General features: G+C 37.9%; 14 protein-coding genes and 2 pseudogenes. 13 read left to right on the forward strand and 3 right to left on the reverse strand.

What is annotated here, in order from left to right; translation table 11 throughout:
- The first annotated feature begins 507 nt into the window (after positions 1-507).
- Positions 508-1,011, forward strand: coding sequence for a GNAT family N-acetyltransferase (locus tag HNP81_RS07150; protein WP_182502097.1), 504 nt, complete (start codon positions 508-510; stop codon positions 1,009-1,011).
- 123 nt (positions 1,012-1,134) lie between these two features.
- On the opposite strand, the gene HNP81_RS07155 is transcribed toward HNP81_RS07150, so the two are convergent.
- Complete coding sequence (locus HNP81_RS07155; protein WP_028392347.1) at positions 1,135-1,764, reverse strand: nitroreductase family protein; 630 nt, start codon at positions 1,762-1,764, stop codon at positions 1,135-1,137.
- A 471-nt stretch (positions 1,765-2,235) separates the two neighbouring features.
- Here HNP81_RS07155 and HNP81_RS07160 point away from each other — a divergent pair, with 471 nt between their 5' ends.
- The 3 genes from HNP81_RS07160 to HNP81_RS07170 all read left to right on the forward strand — a co-directional run bounded on the left by HNP81_RS07160 (position 2,236) and on the right by HNP81_RS07170 (position 6,001).
- Positions 2,236-3,624 carry an amino acid permease gene (locus HNP81_RS07160; protein WP_182502098.1) on the forward strand — a complete coding sequence of 463 codons (1,389 nt, stop codon included), beginning with the start codon at positions 2,236-2,238 and terminating at the stop codon, positions 3,622-3,624.
- Between the two features lie 682 nt (positions 3,625-4,306).
- Positions 4,307-4,687: a sporulation protein gene (locus HNP81_RS07165; protein WP_246399266.1), complete on the forward strand. Its 381-nt coding sequence runs from the start codon at positions 4,307-4,309 to the stop codon at positions 4,685-4,687.
- A 423-nt stretch (positions 4,688-5,110) separates the two neighbouring features.
- Entirely contained in the window at positions 5,111-6,001 is an 891-nt protein-coding gene (locus tag HNP81_RS07170) for a mechanosensitive ion channel family protein (RefSeq protein WP_182502099.1), read from the forward strand.
- Positions 6,002-6,267: 266 nt separating this feature from the next.
- Here the strand turns inward: HNP81_RS07170 and HNP81_RS07175 are convergent, their stop codons facing one another.
- Positions 6,268-7,269 carry an ABC transporter substrate-binding protein gene (locus tag HNP81_RS07175; RefSeq protein ID WP_028392343.1) on the reverse strand — a complete coding sequence of 334 codons (1,002 nt, stop codon included), beginning with the start codon at positions 7,267-7,269 and terminating at the stop codon, positions 6,268-6,270.
- Between the two features lie 190 nt (positions 7,270-7,459).
- Between HNP81_RS07175 and HNP81_RS07180 the strand changes: the two genes are divergently transcribed.
- From HNP81_RS07180 to HNP81_RS07195, 4 genes are read left to right on the forward strand one after another with little or no spacing between them, the layout of a single operon-like run.
- Positions 7,460-8,464, forward strand: a complete 1,005-nt coding sequence (locus HNP81_RS07180; protein ID WP_028392342.1) for a FecCD family ABC transporter permease — start codon at positions 7,460-7,462, stop codon at positions 8,462-8,464.
- On the forward strand, positions 8,461-9,516 hold the full coding sequence (locus HNP81_RS07185) for a FecCD family ABC transporter permease (protein ID WP_182502100.1): 1,056 nt from the start codon (positions 8,461-8,463) through the stop codon (positions 9,514-9,516). Before HNP81_RS07180 ends, HNP81_RS07185 begins: the two co-directional genes overlap by 4 nt.
- Positions 9,517-9,553: 37 nt before the next feature.
- Positions 9,554-10,378, forward strand: coding sequence for an ABC transporter ATP-binding protein (locus HNP81_RS07190; protein ID WP_028392340.1), 825 nt, complete (start codon positions 9,554-9,556; stop codon positions 10,376-10,378).
- The gene (locus tag HNP81_RS07195; protein ID WP_182502101.1) at positions 10,368-11,132 is read left to right on the forward strand and encodes an IucA/IucC family C-terminal-domain containing protein; all 765 of its coding nucleotides are present in this window, start codon (positions 10,368-10,370) and stop codon (positions 11,130-11,132) included. The genes HNP81_RS07190 and HNP81_RS07195 overlap by 11 nt, the downstream gene beginning before the upstream one ends.
- A 73-nt stretch (positions 11,133-11,205) precedes the next feature.
- Here the strand turns inward: HNP81_RS07195 and HNP81_RS07200 are convergent.
- Positions 11,206-11,378 (reverse strand): annotated as a pseudogene (locus tag HNP81_RS07200) (YjfB family protein).
- A 511-nt stretch (positions 11,379-11,889) separates the two neighbouring features.
- Between HNP81_RS07200 and hmpA the strand changes: the two are divergent.
- The 5 genes and pseudogenes from hmpA to HNP81_RS07225 form a co-directional block, all read left to right on the forward strand.
- A complete protein-coding gene (hmpA, locus tag HNP81_RS07205; RefSeq protein WP_182502102.1) occupies positions 11,890-13,107 on the forward strand; it encodes an NO-inducible flavohemoprotein in 1,218 nt (405 codons plus the stop codon).
- A gap of 506 nt (positions 13,108-13,613) precedes the next feature.
- Entirely contained in the window at positions 13,614-14,807 is a 1,194-nt protein-coding gene (locus tag HNP81_RS07210) for a dicarboxylate/amino acid:cation symporter (protein WP_182502103.1), read from the forward strand.
- Positions 14,808-15,427: 620 nt separating this feature from the next.
- Positions 15,428-15,859 carry a DUF1641 domain-containing protein gene (locus HNP81_RS07215; RefSeq protein ID WP_028392336.1) on the forward strand — a complete coding sequence of 144 codons (432 nt, stop codon included), beginning with the start codon at positions 15,428-15,430 and terminating at the stop codon, positions 15,857-15,859.
- A gap of 45 nt (positions 15,860-15,904) precedes the next feature.
- Complete coding sequence (locus HNP81_RS07220; RefSeq protein ID WP_028392335.1) at positions 15,905-17,086, forward strand: NAD(P)/FAD-dependent oxidoreductase; 1,182 nt, start codon at positions 15,905-15,907, stop codon at positions 17,084-17,086.
- 384 nt (positions 17,087-17,470) lie between these two features.
- A pseudogene (locus HNP81_RS07225) lies at positions 17,471-17,623 on the forward strand (carbohydrate ABC transporter permease); the annotation flags it as partial.
- Positions 17,624-17,716: the final 93 nt, after the last annotated feature.

Here is a 17,716-nt window from a genome sequence, read left to right on the forward strand (position 1 = left end):
CCGGCATGAAAAGTGTTCGATCCGGCCTGCAAACTTCGATTTCGACGTGAAAAGTGTTCGAACCGGCCCGCAAACTTCGATTCCGGCATGAAAAGTGTTCGATCCGGCCCGCAAACTTGGATTTCGGCGTGAAAAGTGTTCGATCTGGCCCGCAAACTTGGATTTCGGCGTGAAAAGTGTTCGATCCGGCCCGCAAACTTGGATTTTGGTGTGAAAATGTTCGATCCAGCACGTAAATTTTGATTCCGGCATGAAAAGTGTTCAATCTTACTCGTGATCTGGCCTCGGCTTTTTACTAGCTTTTACTAACCAAGCACTTGGTGTCTTTCCAATTTTAGCGGGTTCCTCTTCAACTTTTGATTTTACTCACCAACTTCATGTTTTTTCTAACTACTTAATCCTTTCGTGGAGTCATGATTAACTTCCAAAATAGCTAAGTGTTCGTTCTCAAGTAACTTACATACTAAAACTGTGTTACACTTTCTAAATAATGAGGAGCGTGATCCAGTGGAAATACGTAAATTACATGCAACAGATGCAAAAGAATATTGGTCTTTACGTTTAGAGGCATTTCAGACATTTCCAGAAGCATTTGCTACAAGTTTTGAGGAAGCAATAGCCAGAGAAAATCCGATTCAGCAGGCTGCAGCTGGACTTGAAGCAGAAGGCAGCTATACGTTTGGTGCGTTTGTTGATGGTAAGCTGGTCGGTATTGTGACACTCGTACAAGAAATGCGTGAAAAGCTACAGCATCGAGCAAACATATATGGTCTGTTCGTAAAAGTGAATTATCATGGTTCTGGAATAGGGAAAGCCTTGATGAATGAGACCCTTAACTATGTGAGAAACCTTAAGGGAATTGAAAAAGTGAACTTATCAGTCGTTGCAAGTAATGAGGGGGCTAAAAAGCTTTATAGCGATCTTGGTTTCAAGGTGTTTGGTCTTGAAGAAAAGGCACTTAAACTAGACGATGTATACTTAGATGAGGAGCATATGGCTTTATTTTTATAAGAAGGTGTCTTGTAAGGGGCAGGCCCCGCACTCTAAAATAGTATGAAGTGTTTCATACGGATTTAGAGTGCGGGGTCTGACTTAGCTTTTGGGATATCCTCGTTAAGATTTGCGAGGTATGAATTAAATAAAGGATGCAACCTCTTCCAACGGCAGGCGGGAAGATCCATGCGCTGGCGCAGCTGCTTTCCCTAGTGCGATAAGAACGATTGGGAAGATATGAGCTGGAAGTTCGAATCTTTCCGCGAATTTCTTTTTATCGAAGCCACCCATAGTTACCGTGTCATACCCTTTTTCCTTAGCAATTAGCATCAATTGCATAGAAACAAGTCCAGCATCGAAAGCTGCGATATTCATTCTTACTTCTTCTGGTGCGTTTGGATAAGTAGCATTAGTATTGGCAATCATGATTTCTTTGATTGAATCATCCATATGGCCTTCAGCTACACTTTGTGTATAGATTTGATCTACTTTTTTATACATCTCACTATTACCCATAACGGCAATAATGGCAGATGAAGTTTCGACTTGTTCTTGGTTAAATGCGATTGCTCTTAGTTCTTTCTTTATGTCTTGATCTTGAATGACAAGAAACTGCCAAGGCTGCAGGTTACTTGATGATGGAGCGGTTGTTGCTTGCTTCAACATGTCTTCTATTTCTGATTTTGTTATTTGGAAATTAGGATCGTATGCTCTTACAGATTTCCTTGCATTCATAATAGTATATAAATTTGAATTTGATGGTGTATTCATAGTTGATGCCTCCTAGATTAAATAACTTACTATTAGTAAGTGATAGAATATAACTTAACATTAGTATGTTTACTGCGTCAAGTTTAAAGTTACATGCGACAATCGATGAAAAATGGACGAATAAAGTAGTAATACTTTACTTATTATTCACCCAATTCTGAAGGTCGGTTAATCCATTGACTTTTGTTGAGGATGCTTTTATATTAATACAAGTATTTGAATAAATCTCTCATCTGTTCAAGACGAGCGGATTTTTTTTTGCTCGGAGGATATGGGGATCGGGGCTTCGCGGCTTACTTATAAGCCAATTATTTAGCAGGTATACGTATCTTATTTATAGAAAGTACCCAAAAATTGGGCTTCGCACCGCCACCAATTGGATTAGGCGAGTGTAGTGTTCGTTTTGTATATAAATGACTAGAAATCGTCTCCTGAAAAAACAATCATACAACTTAGAAAAGGAGATCTTACATGAGTACGAAAAAACTTGGATTTTGGATATTAACAGCGCTTGTCGTTGGAAATATGGTCGGTACTGGAATCTTTATGTTACCTGGATCCTTACGCTCCGTGGCGAGTCCCCTCGGAGTCATATCGGCATGGCTTGTAACTGGATTTGGTGTATTGATCCTTGCTTTAGTATTTGGAAATCTTTCGCATAGAAAACCGCATTTAACAGGTGGACCACAGCTTTATGCAAAAGAATTATTTAAGCCAGGAAGCAAGATGTCGACTTTATCAGGATTTATGTCAACATGGGGATATTGGATTGGGAGCTTAATAGGTAATATTGCGGTTATTACATCGTTTGCCGGCTATTTATCTGCTTTCTTCCCTATTTTAGTAAGCCAAGCGGAATTATTCACGTTCGGTGATTTTACGTTAAAGGTAGGAAATGCGTTAACCTTTATCGTTTGTACGGTACTGTTATGGGGTGTTCATTTCATCGTACTACAAGGAGCTAATCGAGCTGGTAAAATTAACTTTATTGCTACAGCAGCAAAGGTAGTAAGTTTCTTCTTGTTTATTGTGATTGGTTTATTTGCCTTCGAAAAAGCCAATATTATGCCATTTGTTGCCCCAACCGTTAATGAACTCGGCCAGTCTGTTAGCTTGCTTGGACAAGTGAATAGTGCTGCTGTGATCACTCTTTGGGCGTTTATCGGTGTTGAATCTGCAGTAGTCTTTGGATCACGCGCGAAACGACAAGTTGATGTGAAGCGTGCGACTGTATTGGGATTATTAATTGCGCTAGCCATTTATATCGGTATCAGTACGCTTGTTATGGGATTATTACCACATGATCAGTTAGTCGTATCAGAAAAGCCGTTGATTGATGCAGTCTCATCTGTAACGGGTCCGATTGGCGGACAAATTCTCGCTGCTATCGGTTTAGTCAGTTTTTTCGGTTCTACGATTGGCTGGATTATGCTAAGTGCAGAAGTACCATATCAAGCTGCAAAACTAGGCATGTTTATGCCTCAATTCTTGAAAACGAATAAAAATGGTATGCCTGTTTTCTCGATGATCGTCACGAATTCAGTTGGGCAATTGTTTATCTTCTCGACCATATCTAGTTCCATTTCTGCGGCTTTTCAATTTATGATCATCGTTGCGACTCTTTCTTATTTAGTACCTTATCTGATTTCATCGCTTTTCCAGCTAAAACTGGTGATCACAGGTGACACATATGCAGATGGGAAAGGGAGAATCACAGATGGTATCATTGCTGTTTTATCGTTACTTTACTCAATGTGGGTGATTTACGCAGGAACAGCCGACCTGAAAACCTTCTCGATGGGAGTTGCTTTGCTACTGAGCAGTCTACTTTTCTATAAATGGGTTAAACCAGTTGTTTAAGTAAAGGAAAACGGGGGTCTGATCTCGCACTCTATACACAGTAAATAGTAGTAAAATATTTACTATAATCTGTAAATGGTCGTTGCGGGGTCTGACCCTTTTGATATGGCCAGCCTCTTTTTTATTAGTGAAAAATACAGCAATCCAAGAATAGGGACCGAATACCGGATAGAATTTTCTTTTCAATAGGAAAGAAGTTATTAAGTGGTAACTTAGATAAAAGGGGAGATCAGGATTTTTTTTAGAGGTACTTCCCTATTTTAAGGCTCTACTATTTATTTCCTAGATAATATAAGAGGCTATCTTTCGCGAATATATAAAATTGACAAACTCTAAGACTTTATTTTAAGATACCTATATACAGTTGAATAGTTTCTCCTAAGGGGAGTAGCTTTTACAGCAAGGTCGTCATTACGGAGTATTTTACTCTCGGCTTTGTTGGCAACATGACGTTGTTAGCCAGACCTTACCTATTGGTAAAGGTCTTTATATGTATTCGAAAACCTTTACCTTTCCGGTAAAGGTTTTTTCAATTTAACTAAGCCATTCATCAAAATAGAGGTGAGAATCGAGTGAATAAAAGCTTCCAATCTAATCAAGAGAAGAAATTTTTAATCGTAAAAATTTGAAACGTATGTCAAATCTAAATAAATCGTTATAAAAAAATGTAGGAGGGCATTTATTGATACTAAGAAAATCTATGTCATTATTAGGGATTGGTTCAGCACAAATCGATCTTATTCTACCTAAAGAAAAATATCATTATGGTGAATCCATTCACGGGAATTTTTGTATTAAAGGTGGTACGATTAAACAGCAAATAAAACGAATTGAGTGTGATCTAGTCAGGTTCGATCATGTTATAGGAGCAGAGACGGTAATTGATACAATAATGATCTTGTCTTCAAGAGATATTCATCCAGAAGAAGTAAACGAAATCCCGTTTTACTTTCAGTTACCAGCTATACCTTCACCTCAAGGAATGGCTTATCAATTTAAAACAAGGCTAACCTTTGATAAAGGTATGGCTAGTAAAGATTCAGATCGTATTCAGATCATTTAAAAACGCTCTTATCGTAAGGCTGTTATGTAGAAGATTGTTGTTTTTTTTTCGAAACTAAAATCGTTACTACCATACAGCAGCCCGAATGCACGTAGACTCCTGGGGGAGCTAAGGTGTCGGTGAGACCCCGGACGCGTAGCGCGAGGAGGCTCACCAGCCGCCTCCGGAAAGCGTAGTGTATTCGGACTGCGGGTCTAATAGAAACAAACTATACGAAAACAGCCTTTAAAAATAGTGGCTTCCCTGACATTCATGTTCAATCTAAATCTAATCATAATTGACTAAATGATCTTTATATCGATCTAGTATTGTTGGTCATTTTAATAGAGTAATTGTTCTTCGACCCATGATAATTTAAGTGGTCTTGCCTAACATTAAAAGAAAGCCGTTTTCGAATGAATTACATGGAACAGAGGTGAAAACGTGAGCATATTAAATATTACAGAAAAGATTTCGGAATATCTTAATGATTTCTTACTGTTAAAATTAGTATTAGTAGCCGTTGTGTTAATGATCTTATCTTATATTATAAATCGAACGGTTGCCTGGTTCTTTAAAAAGTCTACATTTTTTGAAGAAGAGATCGCCAAAACGATACAAAGCGTCATTCGTTCAACTTTACGATACGGCATTACGATCCTGTTTATTATTTACTTGATTGGCCAATTTATTGATCTAAAAGGAATACTTGCTGGGGCAGGGATTATTGGTGTTATTATCGGTTTTGCTGCACAGCAAATGTTAAAGGATATTTTACTTGGAATGACTCGATTATCAGATAATGAGTTTCGCGTTGGTAATTTTGTGACGTTTAACGGAACAAGCTCAGGGACTGTTGAAGAAATTGGCGTTCGTTTTATGCAAATCAGAGAGTGGTCTGGTAAGCTTCTTACGATCCCTCATGGCGAAATTAGGACGATTCAAAATTTTAATAAAGGAAGAATGCGGGTAATTGAGAAGGTTACTGTTAGCTATCAAGAGGACCCAAAGAGAATGGCGAGCTTATTAGAGGAAGTATGTAAGATATGTAATGAGAAATACAGTCAAACTTTATTGCGATTAGAAGATGGTGAGCCTGAACAAGATTTTCGATATATTGGTGTTACCGATTTAAATCCTAATAAAAAATACCACGGCTACGAACTTTGTATTGTTGGTTTAGTGAATCCTGAAGACTTTTTTCAAACTTCACGAGATGTAAGGTTTGAACTGATGAATGTTTTTTATGACAATGGTGTACAAATGCCTGCAGCCAATTTAAAGGTGCAGCAAGAGAAAAATGAAGAGTTATATTATGAGCGTATAAATGAATAAATAAAAGCTCCAAAAAGTTTGCTTCGTAAAAATTTACCTACACAAAAGTGGATAACAAAATAACGGGATTCAAAAAATGACAGACTTAGGTCTTAAATAATACACATAATCAGACAAACCATTAAATCCATTCTTTAAAATTGGTGCCCGTTACTTTAAGTATATTCCTAAGAAGAAATGCTTCTAGACCAAAAAGAACCGGGCAATTTTTGCCCGGTTCTTTTTACGGTTAAGGATACTTCTATTGTTAGAGGGAGTAGCAGTCCTTATTTTGTTTGTTTTAGGAAAATATTCTCGATATCATCTAGCATTAAATTAGCAGCTAGAACACCACCTGCTGTATTCCAAATAGCGTCACTGACTTCGTGAACATTTCCAGTTTTTACAGCATTTAAGTTTTTCCAAAGTGGATCATTTGTCCATTCTTTTGCTGTATCGAGAGCGGCTTGATCACCGTTCGGCGCATATGTGAAGTAGAATAGAACATCTCCGTCCATTTTAGGAATGACTTCTTTTCCTACCTCTATTGCAAGATTACCTAGCTTGTTATCAGCAGCGAAAAGCTCGGCTTGTGGTTGAGTACGTTTAAATCCTAATTGATTGAAAATCACACCAGAAAATGAATCCGTATAATAAATACGAGATTTTCCTGCCATAAAACGAACAACGGATACTTCTTGATTAACTTTATCACCAAGTTTTTGTTTTACATCTTCTACGTGTGCATCAAATTGGCTCAATACTTCGTTCCCTTTTTCTTCAAGGTTCAAAGCTTTTGCATATAATGTAAAGTTTTCTTTCCAATCGCCTCTTAAAGTCTCGGAAAATACTGTCGGAGCAATGGCACTTAATTGATCATATACAGCTTCTTGACGCATTTTGGTTCCGATAATTAGATCAGGTTTTAACGATGCAATCTTCTCTAAATTTACTTCACTTTCAGTGCCTACTACTTCAACGCCTTGCATATCATCTTTAATATGGTCGTACCAAGGATCTCCTAGCCAAGATTGAACAGCTCCCACAGGTTTTACTCCTAATGCGAGAAGAGCTTCAGTTCCTTCATTTGAAAGAACAACTACTTTTTGAGGTGTTTTATCTAATGTAGTTGACCCCATTGCATGTTCAATTGTATAGCTAGTGTCTTCCGTTTTATTGCCTTGATCTTTTGGTTTTTCAGCTTTTTCATCTGTATTATTTCCACATGCAGCCAATAAGAAAATGGTCATGATTGAAATAATGGTAAATAAGAATTTAGCAGATTTCATCTTGTAATGCCTCCTAGATAATAACGATAATCATTTTCATTAATAATGCTATAGTAAATCGATTACAAGGACATGTCAATAACTAATTGATAATGATTTTCATATTCGTTGACAATGAAAAAATAATACAATAGACTTTAGTAGGAGAAATAGCTTATTTAAAATTTATGAGATTGAAAGGTTATTTGTTATGTTGTTAAAGAATAATAGCCAAAGATTATTTGGCCTGATAATTGCCATTATGTTATTAATTTGTTTAATGTGTGCAAGCATTGTTTACGGATACACGGATACAACGTGGAAAATGGTATTGGAGGCGTTCCGAAATTATAATGGTTCAAATGAGCATATCGTCATCCAAACGGTGAGGTTACCTCGCTCTTTAATTGCTGCAGCAGTAGGCAGCAGTTTAGCGATCGCTGGTGTACTCATGCAAACTCTTACGAAAAATCCTCTCGCTTCACCAGGTACTTTTGGAGTGAATGCAGGTGCTGGTTTTGCTGTTGTGCTTGCCGTAACATTTTTCTCAGTCGGAAATCTTCAAGCATTCACTTGGATTTCCTTTTTAGGTGCCGCTATAGCCGCGATTGGTGTATATGCCATTGGTTCCGTTGGTAGAGAAGGGCTTACACCAATGAAGCTAACTTTAGCAGGTGCTGCCATGACTGCGATGTTTGCTTCATTTACGCAAGGATTTCTTGTCATCAATGAGGCTGCCTTTGAACAAGTTTTGTTTTGGTTGGCAGGATCTGTTGAAGGAAGAAAAATGACTGTTCTAACTGCTGTACTTCCATACTTAATGATTGGTTGGCTAGGAGCGATGATAATTGCTTCGAAACTGAATGTTTTGTCGATGGGAGAAGATGTAGCAAAGGGATTAGGTTTAAGCACAGGATTCATAAAAATAGGTGCTGCCGTTCTAATCATTTTTTTAGCAGGCGGTTCAGTAGCTATTGCAGGACCAGTTGGTTTTATTGGTATTGTTATTCCACATGTAGCTAGATCGATTATAGGTATTGATCATCGTTGGGTTATCCCTTTCTCTGGAATTCTAGGTGGAATCCTTTTACTAGCAGCGGATATATTGGCAAGATATATCATTATGCCACAGGAAGTTCCTGTTGGAGTGATGACCGCCATTATTGGGACTCCATTCTTCATCTATATTGTAAGAAAGGGGTTTAATGCACGATGAGTGAATATAGAAGTTTTCGAATATTGAAAGGTAAAGTTTCTTTTTTAATAGATAAAAGAGCAACAGTTGTATTAACGGTTTTGATTTTATTAGCTGCCGCCATTTTTGTATGGAGCACAGGACTCGGTGATATGAAATTAAGCCCACTGACTGTTTTGAAAGTGCTTTTCGGTGGTGGGACCGATATGGAGAAGCTTGTCATTCATGACTTTCGTCTACCAAGAATTATTGTTGCACTGATGGTAGGAATGTCACTAGCCGTGGCGGGAGGAATCCTTCAGGGAATGATTCGAAATCCACTAGCATCTCCTGACGTTCTTGGGATTACCGGGGGAGCAGCAGTGGCTGTAGTAAGCTTTTTAGCTTTTTTTAGTGATCAAAATAATGCATTAACGGTAAGTATAAAATGGATGCCTCTAGCTGCATTTGCTGGGGCGGGAATTGTTGCGCTGCTTGTTTACTTCCTTGCTTGGAAAAATGGTGTATCACCGATAAGGCTCGTATTAATTGGGATCGGAATATCAGCTCTTATGCAGGGGTTAACAACTTTAATGATGATATTAGGTCCTATTTATCGAGCTAGTCAAGCGAACATTTGGATTACAGGTACAGTGTATGGCTCTAACTGGGCGAACGTAGCGACATTGGTTCCATGGACCGTGATTTTTCTTCTTATTGCTTTTGTAATGGCAAGGAATATAAATGTTCTAGAACTTGGCGATGAAACAGCAACAGGTGTTGGAGGCCGCGTGCAAAGACACCGTTTCTTGTTGTTATTGATTAGTACGGCGCTAATTGGAAGTTCTGTTGCCTTTGCAGGAGGCATTGGTTTTGTAGGTTTAATGGCTCCCCATATGGCAAGAAGGCTGGTAGGTTCTACATTTGGTGCGTTATTACCGGTTTCTGCATTTATTGGGGGGATATTAGTCATGTTAGCTGATATAATCGGCAGAACATTATTTTCTCCTTTTGAAATTCCAGCAGGTGTTTTCACAGCTGGAATCGGGGCACCTTACTTTATATATTTATTGTTTAAAACGCGTAATGGTTAATACAGGGTACTTATTTTAATAAAAGGAGCGGACTTAAATGGTGCAAACGATTGAAACTCAAAATTTAACCCTTTCATATGGGGATAGCATTATCATAGATGAATTGGATCTGGAAATCCCAAAAGGTGAAATTACGGTTTTTATCGGTGGAAACGGTTGTGGAAAGTCAACACTCCTTCGTTCAATTGCCCGATTGTTAAAACCAAAATCAGGAGCTGTTTTGTTGGAAGGAAAAGCAATTTCCAAAATGTCTACGAAGGACGTGGCCAAACAAATGGCTATTCTTCCTCAGACACCTATTGCACCAGAAGGTCTTACCGTTCTTCAATTAGTAAAGCAAGGTAGGTATCCTTATCAAACATGGTTAAAGCAATGGACAGATGAAGACGAAAAACAAGTAACCAATGCTTTAAAAGCAACTGGGATTGAAGAGTTAAAAGATCGTCCTGTTGATTCTCTTTCAGGAGGGCAACGTCAACGAGCTTGGATCGCGATGACGTTAGCTCAAGATACTGATATTGTGCTTCTTGATGAGCCAACTACATATCTTGATATGACCCATCAAATTGAGATTCTCGATTTGCTATTTGAGTTAAATGAAAAAGAACAGCGAACAATTGTCATGGTACTACACGATTTAAATTTAGCTTGTCGGTATGCTGATAATATTGTAGCGATAAAGGATCAGAAAATATACGCACAAGGTAAACCGGAGATCGTTATTAATTGCAGTTTAGTAAGGAATGTGTTTGGTATGGAATGTGAGATTATTATGGATCCGCTTTTGGGAACGCCTTTATGTATCCCGTATGGAAAAGGCCGTTGTATTTTAAATAAGGCAGGGACGATGATTGGCTCGTAAACTCTCGAATTCACAGATGAATAAGCTAAGTAAGCTGCGCCTTTCGACTAGTAAAACGGATTCACTACTCTCCGTTCAAATAAAAGACCTGTTAAATGAGTCAGATTTACGGGAATATTTGAAAATTCTTGGCAGCCGCATACAGGCTCGAAATGATAAAGTGACAGCTTCTATTTTCATAAAAAGATATGCATTTTTGTCGGTTATTTATCTTTATGCTATGTCAGCCTGGAATGAAAAGCTGTCAATCTCATTTGAAAATGTATCAATTGAAACGGATGATAACGAAACATTGTGGCTCCCGAGTTTTCGTTTTGCTGATCTGGAGACAGAAACCTTTGAAGAAGATCGAAACAAATGGAGAAAGACTTGTCTCGAATCATTATTTAAAGAACATTTACTGCCTTTAATCGATTGCCTCGCACGGATTACAAAAGTGTCTAAGCTAATACTATGGGAGAATATTGCTGTGTATATTTACTGGCTTTATGAAACAGTATTAGTAGAAGAAGGAACGCAAGAAGCGGTCAAAAATCGTGCAAAGGAAGATTTTCAATTCATTGTTTTTCAGGATTCTGGCGATATATTCGGGAATGATCTCAAAAATCCATTAACAAAGTACTTTAATGAACGCATATATATTAAAGAAATTGGGAAAGAGGTTCGGCCAAGAAATACCTGTTGCCTGTCCTATTTAACGATAAACAAACAGTGTTGTCAGACATGCCCTCATATTTGTAAATCAGGTAATTAAAAAGATCGAATAATTGGAACGGACCTAACCTATATAAAAAATGCATCCAGACATGGATGCATTTTTTTGCTCTTCAGCCTTTTAGATCAATAGAATGACCTAGATTTGGGTGGGGAGCTTGAAGCATTTCAACCATTTGAACAGCATTTTGTTGAGAAGAGTCCATCACTTTTTAGTTAAAGCAATGCCGACATTTTGACTGAGAGAAGCTTGGCTCATCCCAATTGATAAAGCAGCAATATCCATTTTCGATATACCTCCTATAAAGTGAAACTTCAATCAGTGAGGTTTTCCACTGATTGTTAGTCCCGTTCTTGTGTCGCTAATATCTCCGTTCCACTTCGATAAAGCGACACTACGAACCTGAGTTAATGAATCACAGACTGTGGGCGCAAACTTACCTTTGAAAACTACAAAGGTAAGTTTCACTGTATCTCACCAATCGGGCCTTTACTTTAAAAAGCGAGGCGACGATGTAGGAACGTCTCCTAAGATCGCTCACGTCCTGTGAGCAACAGAGACGCCATCACATCTTGTGATAGTCCGACAAGCATAAGATGGAATACGGCGTGGCGTAGTTTGCCACAGAGTATTACAGCTTATGACCTCGAGGGATTTTACTGCCTGTTAATGCGTATATCGGTTAATTTGGAACAATATAAATACAAGTTGAACATTTCTGGATAATAATGTATTCAGTTGGGTATGTTAAATTTTGTACTAATTTGTAAATTTAACTACGAAAGGCTGTTGCAACATGCTTGATGAAAAATCGATTCAAATTGTCCAATCTACTGCCCCTGTATTGAAAGAACATAGTGAACAAATTGGTAAGAGATTTTACGAACTTCTATTTTCAAAAGCGCCCGATTTATATAACATCTTTAATCAAACGAATCAAAAAAGAGGCATTCAGCAAGAAGCCTTAGGTTATGCAGTGTATGCTGCAGGCGAGTATATTACGAATCTTGAGGCAATTAAACCGGTTATCGAAAGGATTACACAGAAGCATCGAGCGATTGGGGTTAAGGCTGAGCAATATCCTATTGTTGGTGAAACATTGTTACAAGCAGTTAAGGATGTTCTTGGTGATGTTGCTACTGATGAGATTATTGAGGCATGGGGAAAAGCATATGGATATATTGCTGATGCCTTTATTGAAATTGAAAAAAATCTTTACGAAGAAACCGAAAATCAAGCTGGTGGCTGGGAAGGGTTCCGAACTTTTTATGTTGATAAAAAAGTAGAAGAAAGTAAAACTGTTACTTCTTTTTATTTAAAACCCAAGGATGCAGAAAAGATCGCGTCATACACTGCAGGGCAATATCTAACGATTAAAGCGGAGATACCTGGGGAGAAATATACCCATATTCGCCATTACAGTCTTTCTGAAGCACCTGGAAAGGAGTATTACAGAATTAGTGTGAAACGCGAAGATGCTCAAACAGATGCTCCAGCTGGAATTGTCTCTACTTATTTACATCAACAAGTGAAGGCAGGAGACACTTTGCTCTTCTCAGCTCCTGCCGGTGATTTCGTCCTACAGAACAATGAGCGACCAGTTATCTTAATCAGTGGGGGAATCGGTATTACACCCATGCTTAGCATGTTAAATACAATCATGGAAAAACAGCCGCAACGTGAAGTAACGTTTATTCACGCAACTGCCAACAGTCAAACTCATGCCTTTAAAGATCATGTCTCTCAATTAGAGAAAGAGCATTCGAATCTAAAGTCAGTGATCTGTTATTCCTCGCCAACTGAAGACGATCGAACGTCAGGTCATTTTGATAAAGAGGGTTTTGTAGATATGAGCGTATTACAAACAAGCCTCCCATCAAAAAAAGCAGATTTTTATTTTTGCGGTCCGATTCCTTTTATGCAAGTCATAAACAAAACGTTAAAACAATTGGAAATACCAAACGAACAGATTCATTTCGAGGTATTTAGTCCAATAGCCATGTTAGATGAATAATACCGTTTCAACGCTTTAGCTATTTTATTAACAAGTTGCTACATGGATGTCCTATAAGGGTCTGACCCCGCACGCTAAATCAGTATTATGCAGTGTTTCATACACGTATCTTATACTGATTGCTGTTGCGGGGTCTGACCCTTTGAATTGTATGAGGGACATGAGGACGGGGCTTTGTGACTTGTTAATATAGCCCATCAATTTATCAGTATTCTGATTTTATCGAGAAAGCATCAAAATTTCGGCTCCGTACCGCCACCATTGTGACTAGGTGAGTGTAGTGTAGCGTGCTATAGGATGAATCCTTCATAGTGGGCGTTTTAACGCCATTAGTTTTGTACAGATGACTCCATTCGATGATTTTTTTGCTAAAAATCGTAATCCCAAATCTGAGTTTTAGTATATTAAAAAAATAAAAAAAGATAAATCCTATATAAAATCATCCATTTCTATGCTAAAGTATATTTTATGAATGAACAAATGTACTTCTCAGGAGGACTGCGGTTATGAAAGTAAAACTAGGCTTACTACCACGAATTATTCTCGCTATTATTTTAGGTATTGTAATTGGTAGTTTTGCACCAGAAAATCTGGTGAGAGGATTTGCAACATTTAACGGGATTTTCGGCAACTTTATTGGATTTGTCATACCGTTTATTATTATTGGATTTATTGCCCCAGGGATCGGTCAACTGGGAAAAGGGGCAGGTAAGCTTCTTGGCTTAACGACGGCTTTCGCATATGTCTCGACGATTATTGCAGGTGCTATAGCCTTTATTGCAAGTTATACATTGCTTCCGAACTTTATCTCAGGCAATCAACTAATTAATACAGATAATCCTGAAGAATTTCTGCTTCAGCCCTTTTTTGTTCTTGAAATGCCGCCAATTATGGAAGTAATTAGTGCTTTGCTATTTGCCTTTATTATTGGAATAGGACTGGCTTCCATAAAAGGGAACACGCTGCAGCATGCGTTTGATGATTTTCAACTAATTGTTGAAAAATTAATTAAAACTGCGATTATTCCAATCTTACCTTTTCACATCTTTGGAATTTTTGCGAACATGACATATGGCGGACAAGTTCAATCGATTCTTTCTGTGTTTGCAAAAGTATTTGTACTGATTATTGTGCTTCATATTGTCATGCTTATTCTTCAATATTCTGTCGGTGGTTTGCTTCATAAGAAAAATCCGTTGACATTGTTGAAAATCATGTCACCAGCTTATTTTACAGCTGTTGGAACGCAATCTTCCGCGGCAACCATTCCCGTTACACTTGGACAAGTGAAGAAAACAGGTGTTCAAGGAAGAATAGCTGATTTTACCGTGCCATTATTAGCAACGGTTCATCTATCAGGAAGTATGATTACTTTAGTCAGCTGTTCTGTTGGTGTTTTGCTTTTGAATGGTACAACGCCTACAATTACCATGTATATTCCATTTATTCTCATGTTGGGTGTGACAATGGTTGCAGCTCCAGGTGTACCGGGTGGGGCTGTTATGGCGGCATTGGGAGTATTGGAAACAATGCTTGGATTTGATCAAACGATGATTTCATTAATGATTGCTTTATACTTGGCACAAGATAGTTTAGGAACAGCTACAAATGTGACAGGTGATGGTGCATTAACAATGATTGTTGATAAATTCACTCCGAAAAAAGCTGGAAAAATGGAACAATCAAACGCAGCTATTTGATGTAAATTTTGGATATCAGTAAGGTCAGACCTCACGCAACTATGTGTTTCGTTGTGTAGGGTCTGACCTTTGTTTTGAACAACTCTATGGAAAATTACAGCTGTTGAATGGGTTTAAAGAATCAAGTGGAATGAAAAAAAATCTCGCATCGGTAAGTTTCACTTAATTTTTAATGAAACATTTGAGCAAATAGATTATAATGAAAGTGCGTCCCTCAAATGGGAAGGTAAGCTAAAGACAAAATATTTCAGCCAAAGCTTATTGTTTTTAATTTGGTAATTTTAAAATTAAAACCTTTAACATTTTAATGGTTTTATTAAAGGTATTTTTTAAAGTTTACTGGAAATGGTAAGCTTAGAAGTATTATTTATTACCCGAATTTATCTATTCGTCATACATTTTTTGGTGACCTTTCCAGGCTCGCCAAGTAATCTGATGTAATTTAGTCGTCCTTTCCATATCGACGACTACGGGTGCTTATGCTATTCTTAAACCATACTAGTATTTGTGTTATGTTTCACGAACTCGAATCCCGAAGATTTGAGAGTCATTACAGGAAACGGGGTCCCTTTTGCCCCAAAATTAAAAGCTTAATTGCTTATAGTAAAGGAGAATTGGATATGTCAGAAACAATCGCTAAAGAACAAGTAACAAAGAAGTTGTCTGCTACCCAAGAACAACTTGATATCCTTGATCAGCTTTTAAAACCAGAGGTTCAAGAATCTTTGAACACATTAGTTGAGCAACTTCCAAAATTAACGGAAATTGTTAATATCTTAACGAAATCTTATGACTATGCTCAATTAGTCGCTACTGACGAAGTGTTAAAAAATGATACGGTTGGAGCAATTAAAGAAGTTGCAGGACCTGTAGTTGGTTCAGTAAAATCACTTGCACAAACTGCTATTGAAGCAAAAGACCGTGCAGACCAAAGCAAAGATGTAGTTGGTCTATTTGGACTGTTGAAAATGCTTAAAGATCCACAAGCACAAAAAGCATTCCGTTTCGCAAATGCATTTCTCGAAGTTAATGCAGAACGTAATCAAAAATAATTCATTATCCATATAAAAAGTAAGGACGGAGGATACACGATGTCAATTTCAAAACATATTGTTATCTTAGGTGCAGGTTACGGCGGGCTACTTACTGCTTTAACTGTTCGTAAATATCTAAGTAAAGCTGAAGCAGAGGTAACTGTTGTAAACCAGTTCCCAACACACCAAATCATCACTGAATTACACCGTCTAGCAGCACATAATGTTGCTGAAGAAGCGGTTGCAATGCCATTGGACAAACTTCTAAAAGGCAAAGATATCGATCTTAAAATTGCAAAAGTTGAATCATTTTCTGCAGACAATAAAGAAGTGAAATTATCAAATGGTGCTACTTTATCATATGATGCTCTAGTTGTCGCTTTAGGAAGTGTAACAGCATACTTCGGAATCCCAGGATTAGAAGAAAATAGCATGGTATTAAAATCAGCAAATGATGCTAACAAAATTTACGCACATGTTGAAGAACGCATTCGTGAGTATGCAAAATCTAAAAACGAAGCAGACGCAACTATTGTAATTGGCGGCGGTGGACTAACTGGTGTTGAATTAGTTGGTGAACTTGCTGACATTATGCCTGAGCTTGCTAAAAGCCATGGTGTAGATCCAAAAGAAATTAAATTATTGCTAGTTGAGGCTGGTCCAAAGATCTTACCGGTACTACCAGACGATTTAATTGAACGTGCAACAACAAGCTTAGAAGCACGCGGAGTTACATTCTTAACAGGTCTTCCTGTAACAAACGTTGCTGGTAATGAGATTGATTTGAAAGATGGTCAAAAAATCATTGCGAATACATTCGTTTGGACAGGCGGCGTACAAGGGAATCCACTAGTTGGACAGTCTGGACTTGCTGTTGATCGCGGCCGTGCAACTGTTAATGAGTATCTACAATCTTCTTCTCACTCAGACGTATTTGTTGTCGGTGACAGTGCTGTTGCTTTCCCTGAAGAAGGTGGTCGTCCATACGCACCAACTGCACAAAACGCTTGGCAAATGGGTGAATTAGTAGGATATAACTTATTTGCATATTTACAAGATGCAACGTTTGAGAAATTTGCACCAATCAATTCTGGTACACTAGCAAGCCTTGGACGCAAAGATGGTGTTGCAACAATTGGTGGCAACAATATTCCACTTAAAGGTCTTCCGGCTACACTAATGAAAGAAGCTAGTAACGTTCGTTACCTTGCACATATTAAAGCTTTGTATAGCTTAGCTTATTAATTGAACGGTAAAAATACCCGTTGTTGCTTATTAAAATAAGTAGCAATGGGTTTTTTTGTAACGAAAATGGGTTTAATTTACTGATTTTGTGAATTATGCGTTGTTGAGGGAATTTCTCTTTTGTTTTGCTATAAAATAAAGGAGCTTCGATAGCATTATCACCGGTCGCTTCGAAGCTGCCAATCAGAAACGTCAATTACAAGGCTTTTTTTGGATGAAGTGGAACGAGAAAAACGGATTGAAATTGTTGATGTTCAGGGATCGAAAATCATGAAAATTGGTGAAATGAAAACGACACATCAACTGCTTATCAAACACCCTGAGATAACGGCGTTTTATAGTACGAGTGCATTGGATGGTATCGGTATTTCTCAAGTAGATTCACCTGTTATGGTTATTTTGCCGTATTTGTCAGGAAGTCAAATCGTCCAATAGAATGTCCAAATGGCAGGCGCACTGCTCGCCGGAGTTCCAACATTGATTGTTTATATTCTGCTCGGAAAATATTTTGTAAAAGGTCTTTTGGCGGGTCTGTGAAAGGGCAAATAAGAAGATTTCAGCATGATAACCTCCCTTTTTGTTATTTTTGTTCTTGAAATAATTCGAACAATCATATAACTAAATAGGGGG

This window comes from Peribacillus huizhouensis (genome assembly GCF_014138605.1).
Lineage (GTDB): Bacteria > Bacillota > Bacilli > Bacillales > DSM-1321 > Peribacillus > Peribacillus huizhouensis.

Bases quoted from the DNA above. Each gene is read 5' to 3' on its own strand.
- HNP81_RS07190 (WP_028392340.1), top strand. From the start codon at position 9,554: ATGGTGCAAACGATTGAAACTCAAAATTTAACCCTTTCATATGGGGAT.
- HNP81_RS07210 (WP_182502103.1), top strand. From the start codon at position 13,614: ATGAAAGTAAAACTAGGCTTACTACCACGAATTATTCTCGCTATTATT.
- HNP81_RS07185 (WP_182502100.1), top strand. From the start codon at position 8,461: ATGAGTGAATATAGAAGTTTTCGAATATTGAAAGGTAAAGTTTCTTTT.
- hmpA (WP_182502102.1), top strand. From the start codon at position 11,890: ATGCTTGATGAAAAATCGATTCAAATTGTCCAATCTACTGCCCCTGTA.
- HNP81_RS07160 (WP_182502098.1), top strand. From the start codon at position 2,236: ATGAGTACGAAAAAACTTGGATTTTGGATATTAACAGCGCTTGTCGTT.
- HNP81_RS07215 (WP_028392336.1), top strand. From the start codon at position 15,428: ATGTCAGAAACAATCGCTAAAGAACAAGTAACAAAGAAGTTGTCTGCT.
- HNP81_RS07155 (WP_028392347.1), bottom strand. From the start codon at position 1,764: ATGAATACACCATCAAATTCAAATTTATATACTATTATGAATGCAAGG.
- HNP81_RS07180 (WP_028392342.1), top strand. From the start codon at position 7,460: ATGTTGTTAAAGAATAATAGCCAAAGATTATTTGGCCTGATAATTGCC.
- HNP81_RS07175 (WP_028392343.1), bottom strand. From the start codon at position 7,269: ATGAAATCTGCTAAATTCTTATTTACCATTATTTCAATCATGACCATT.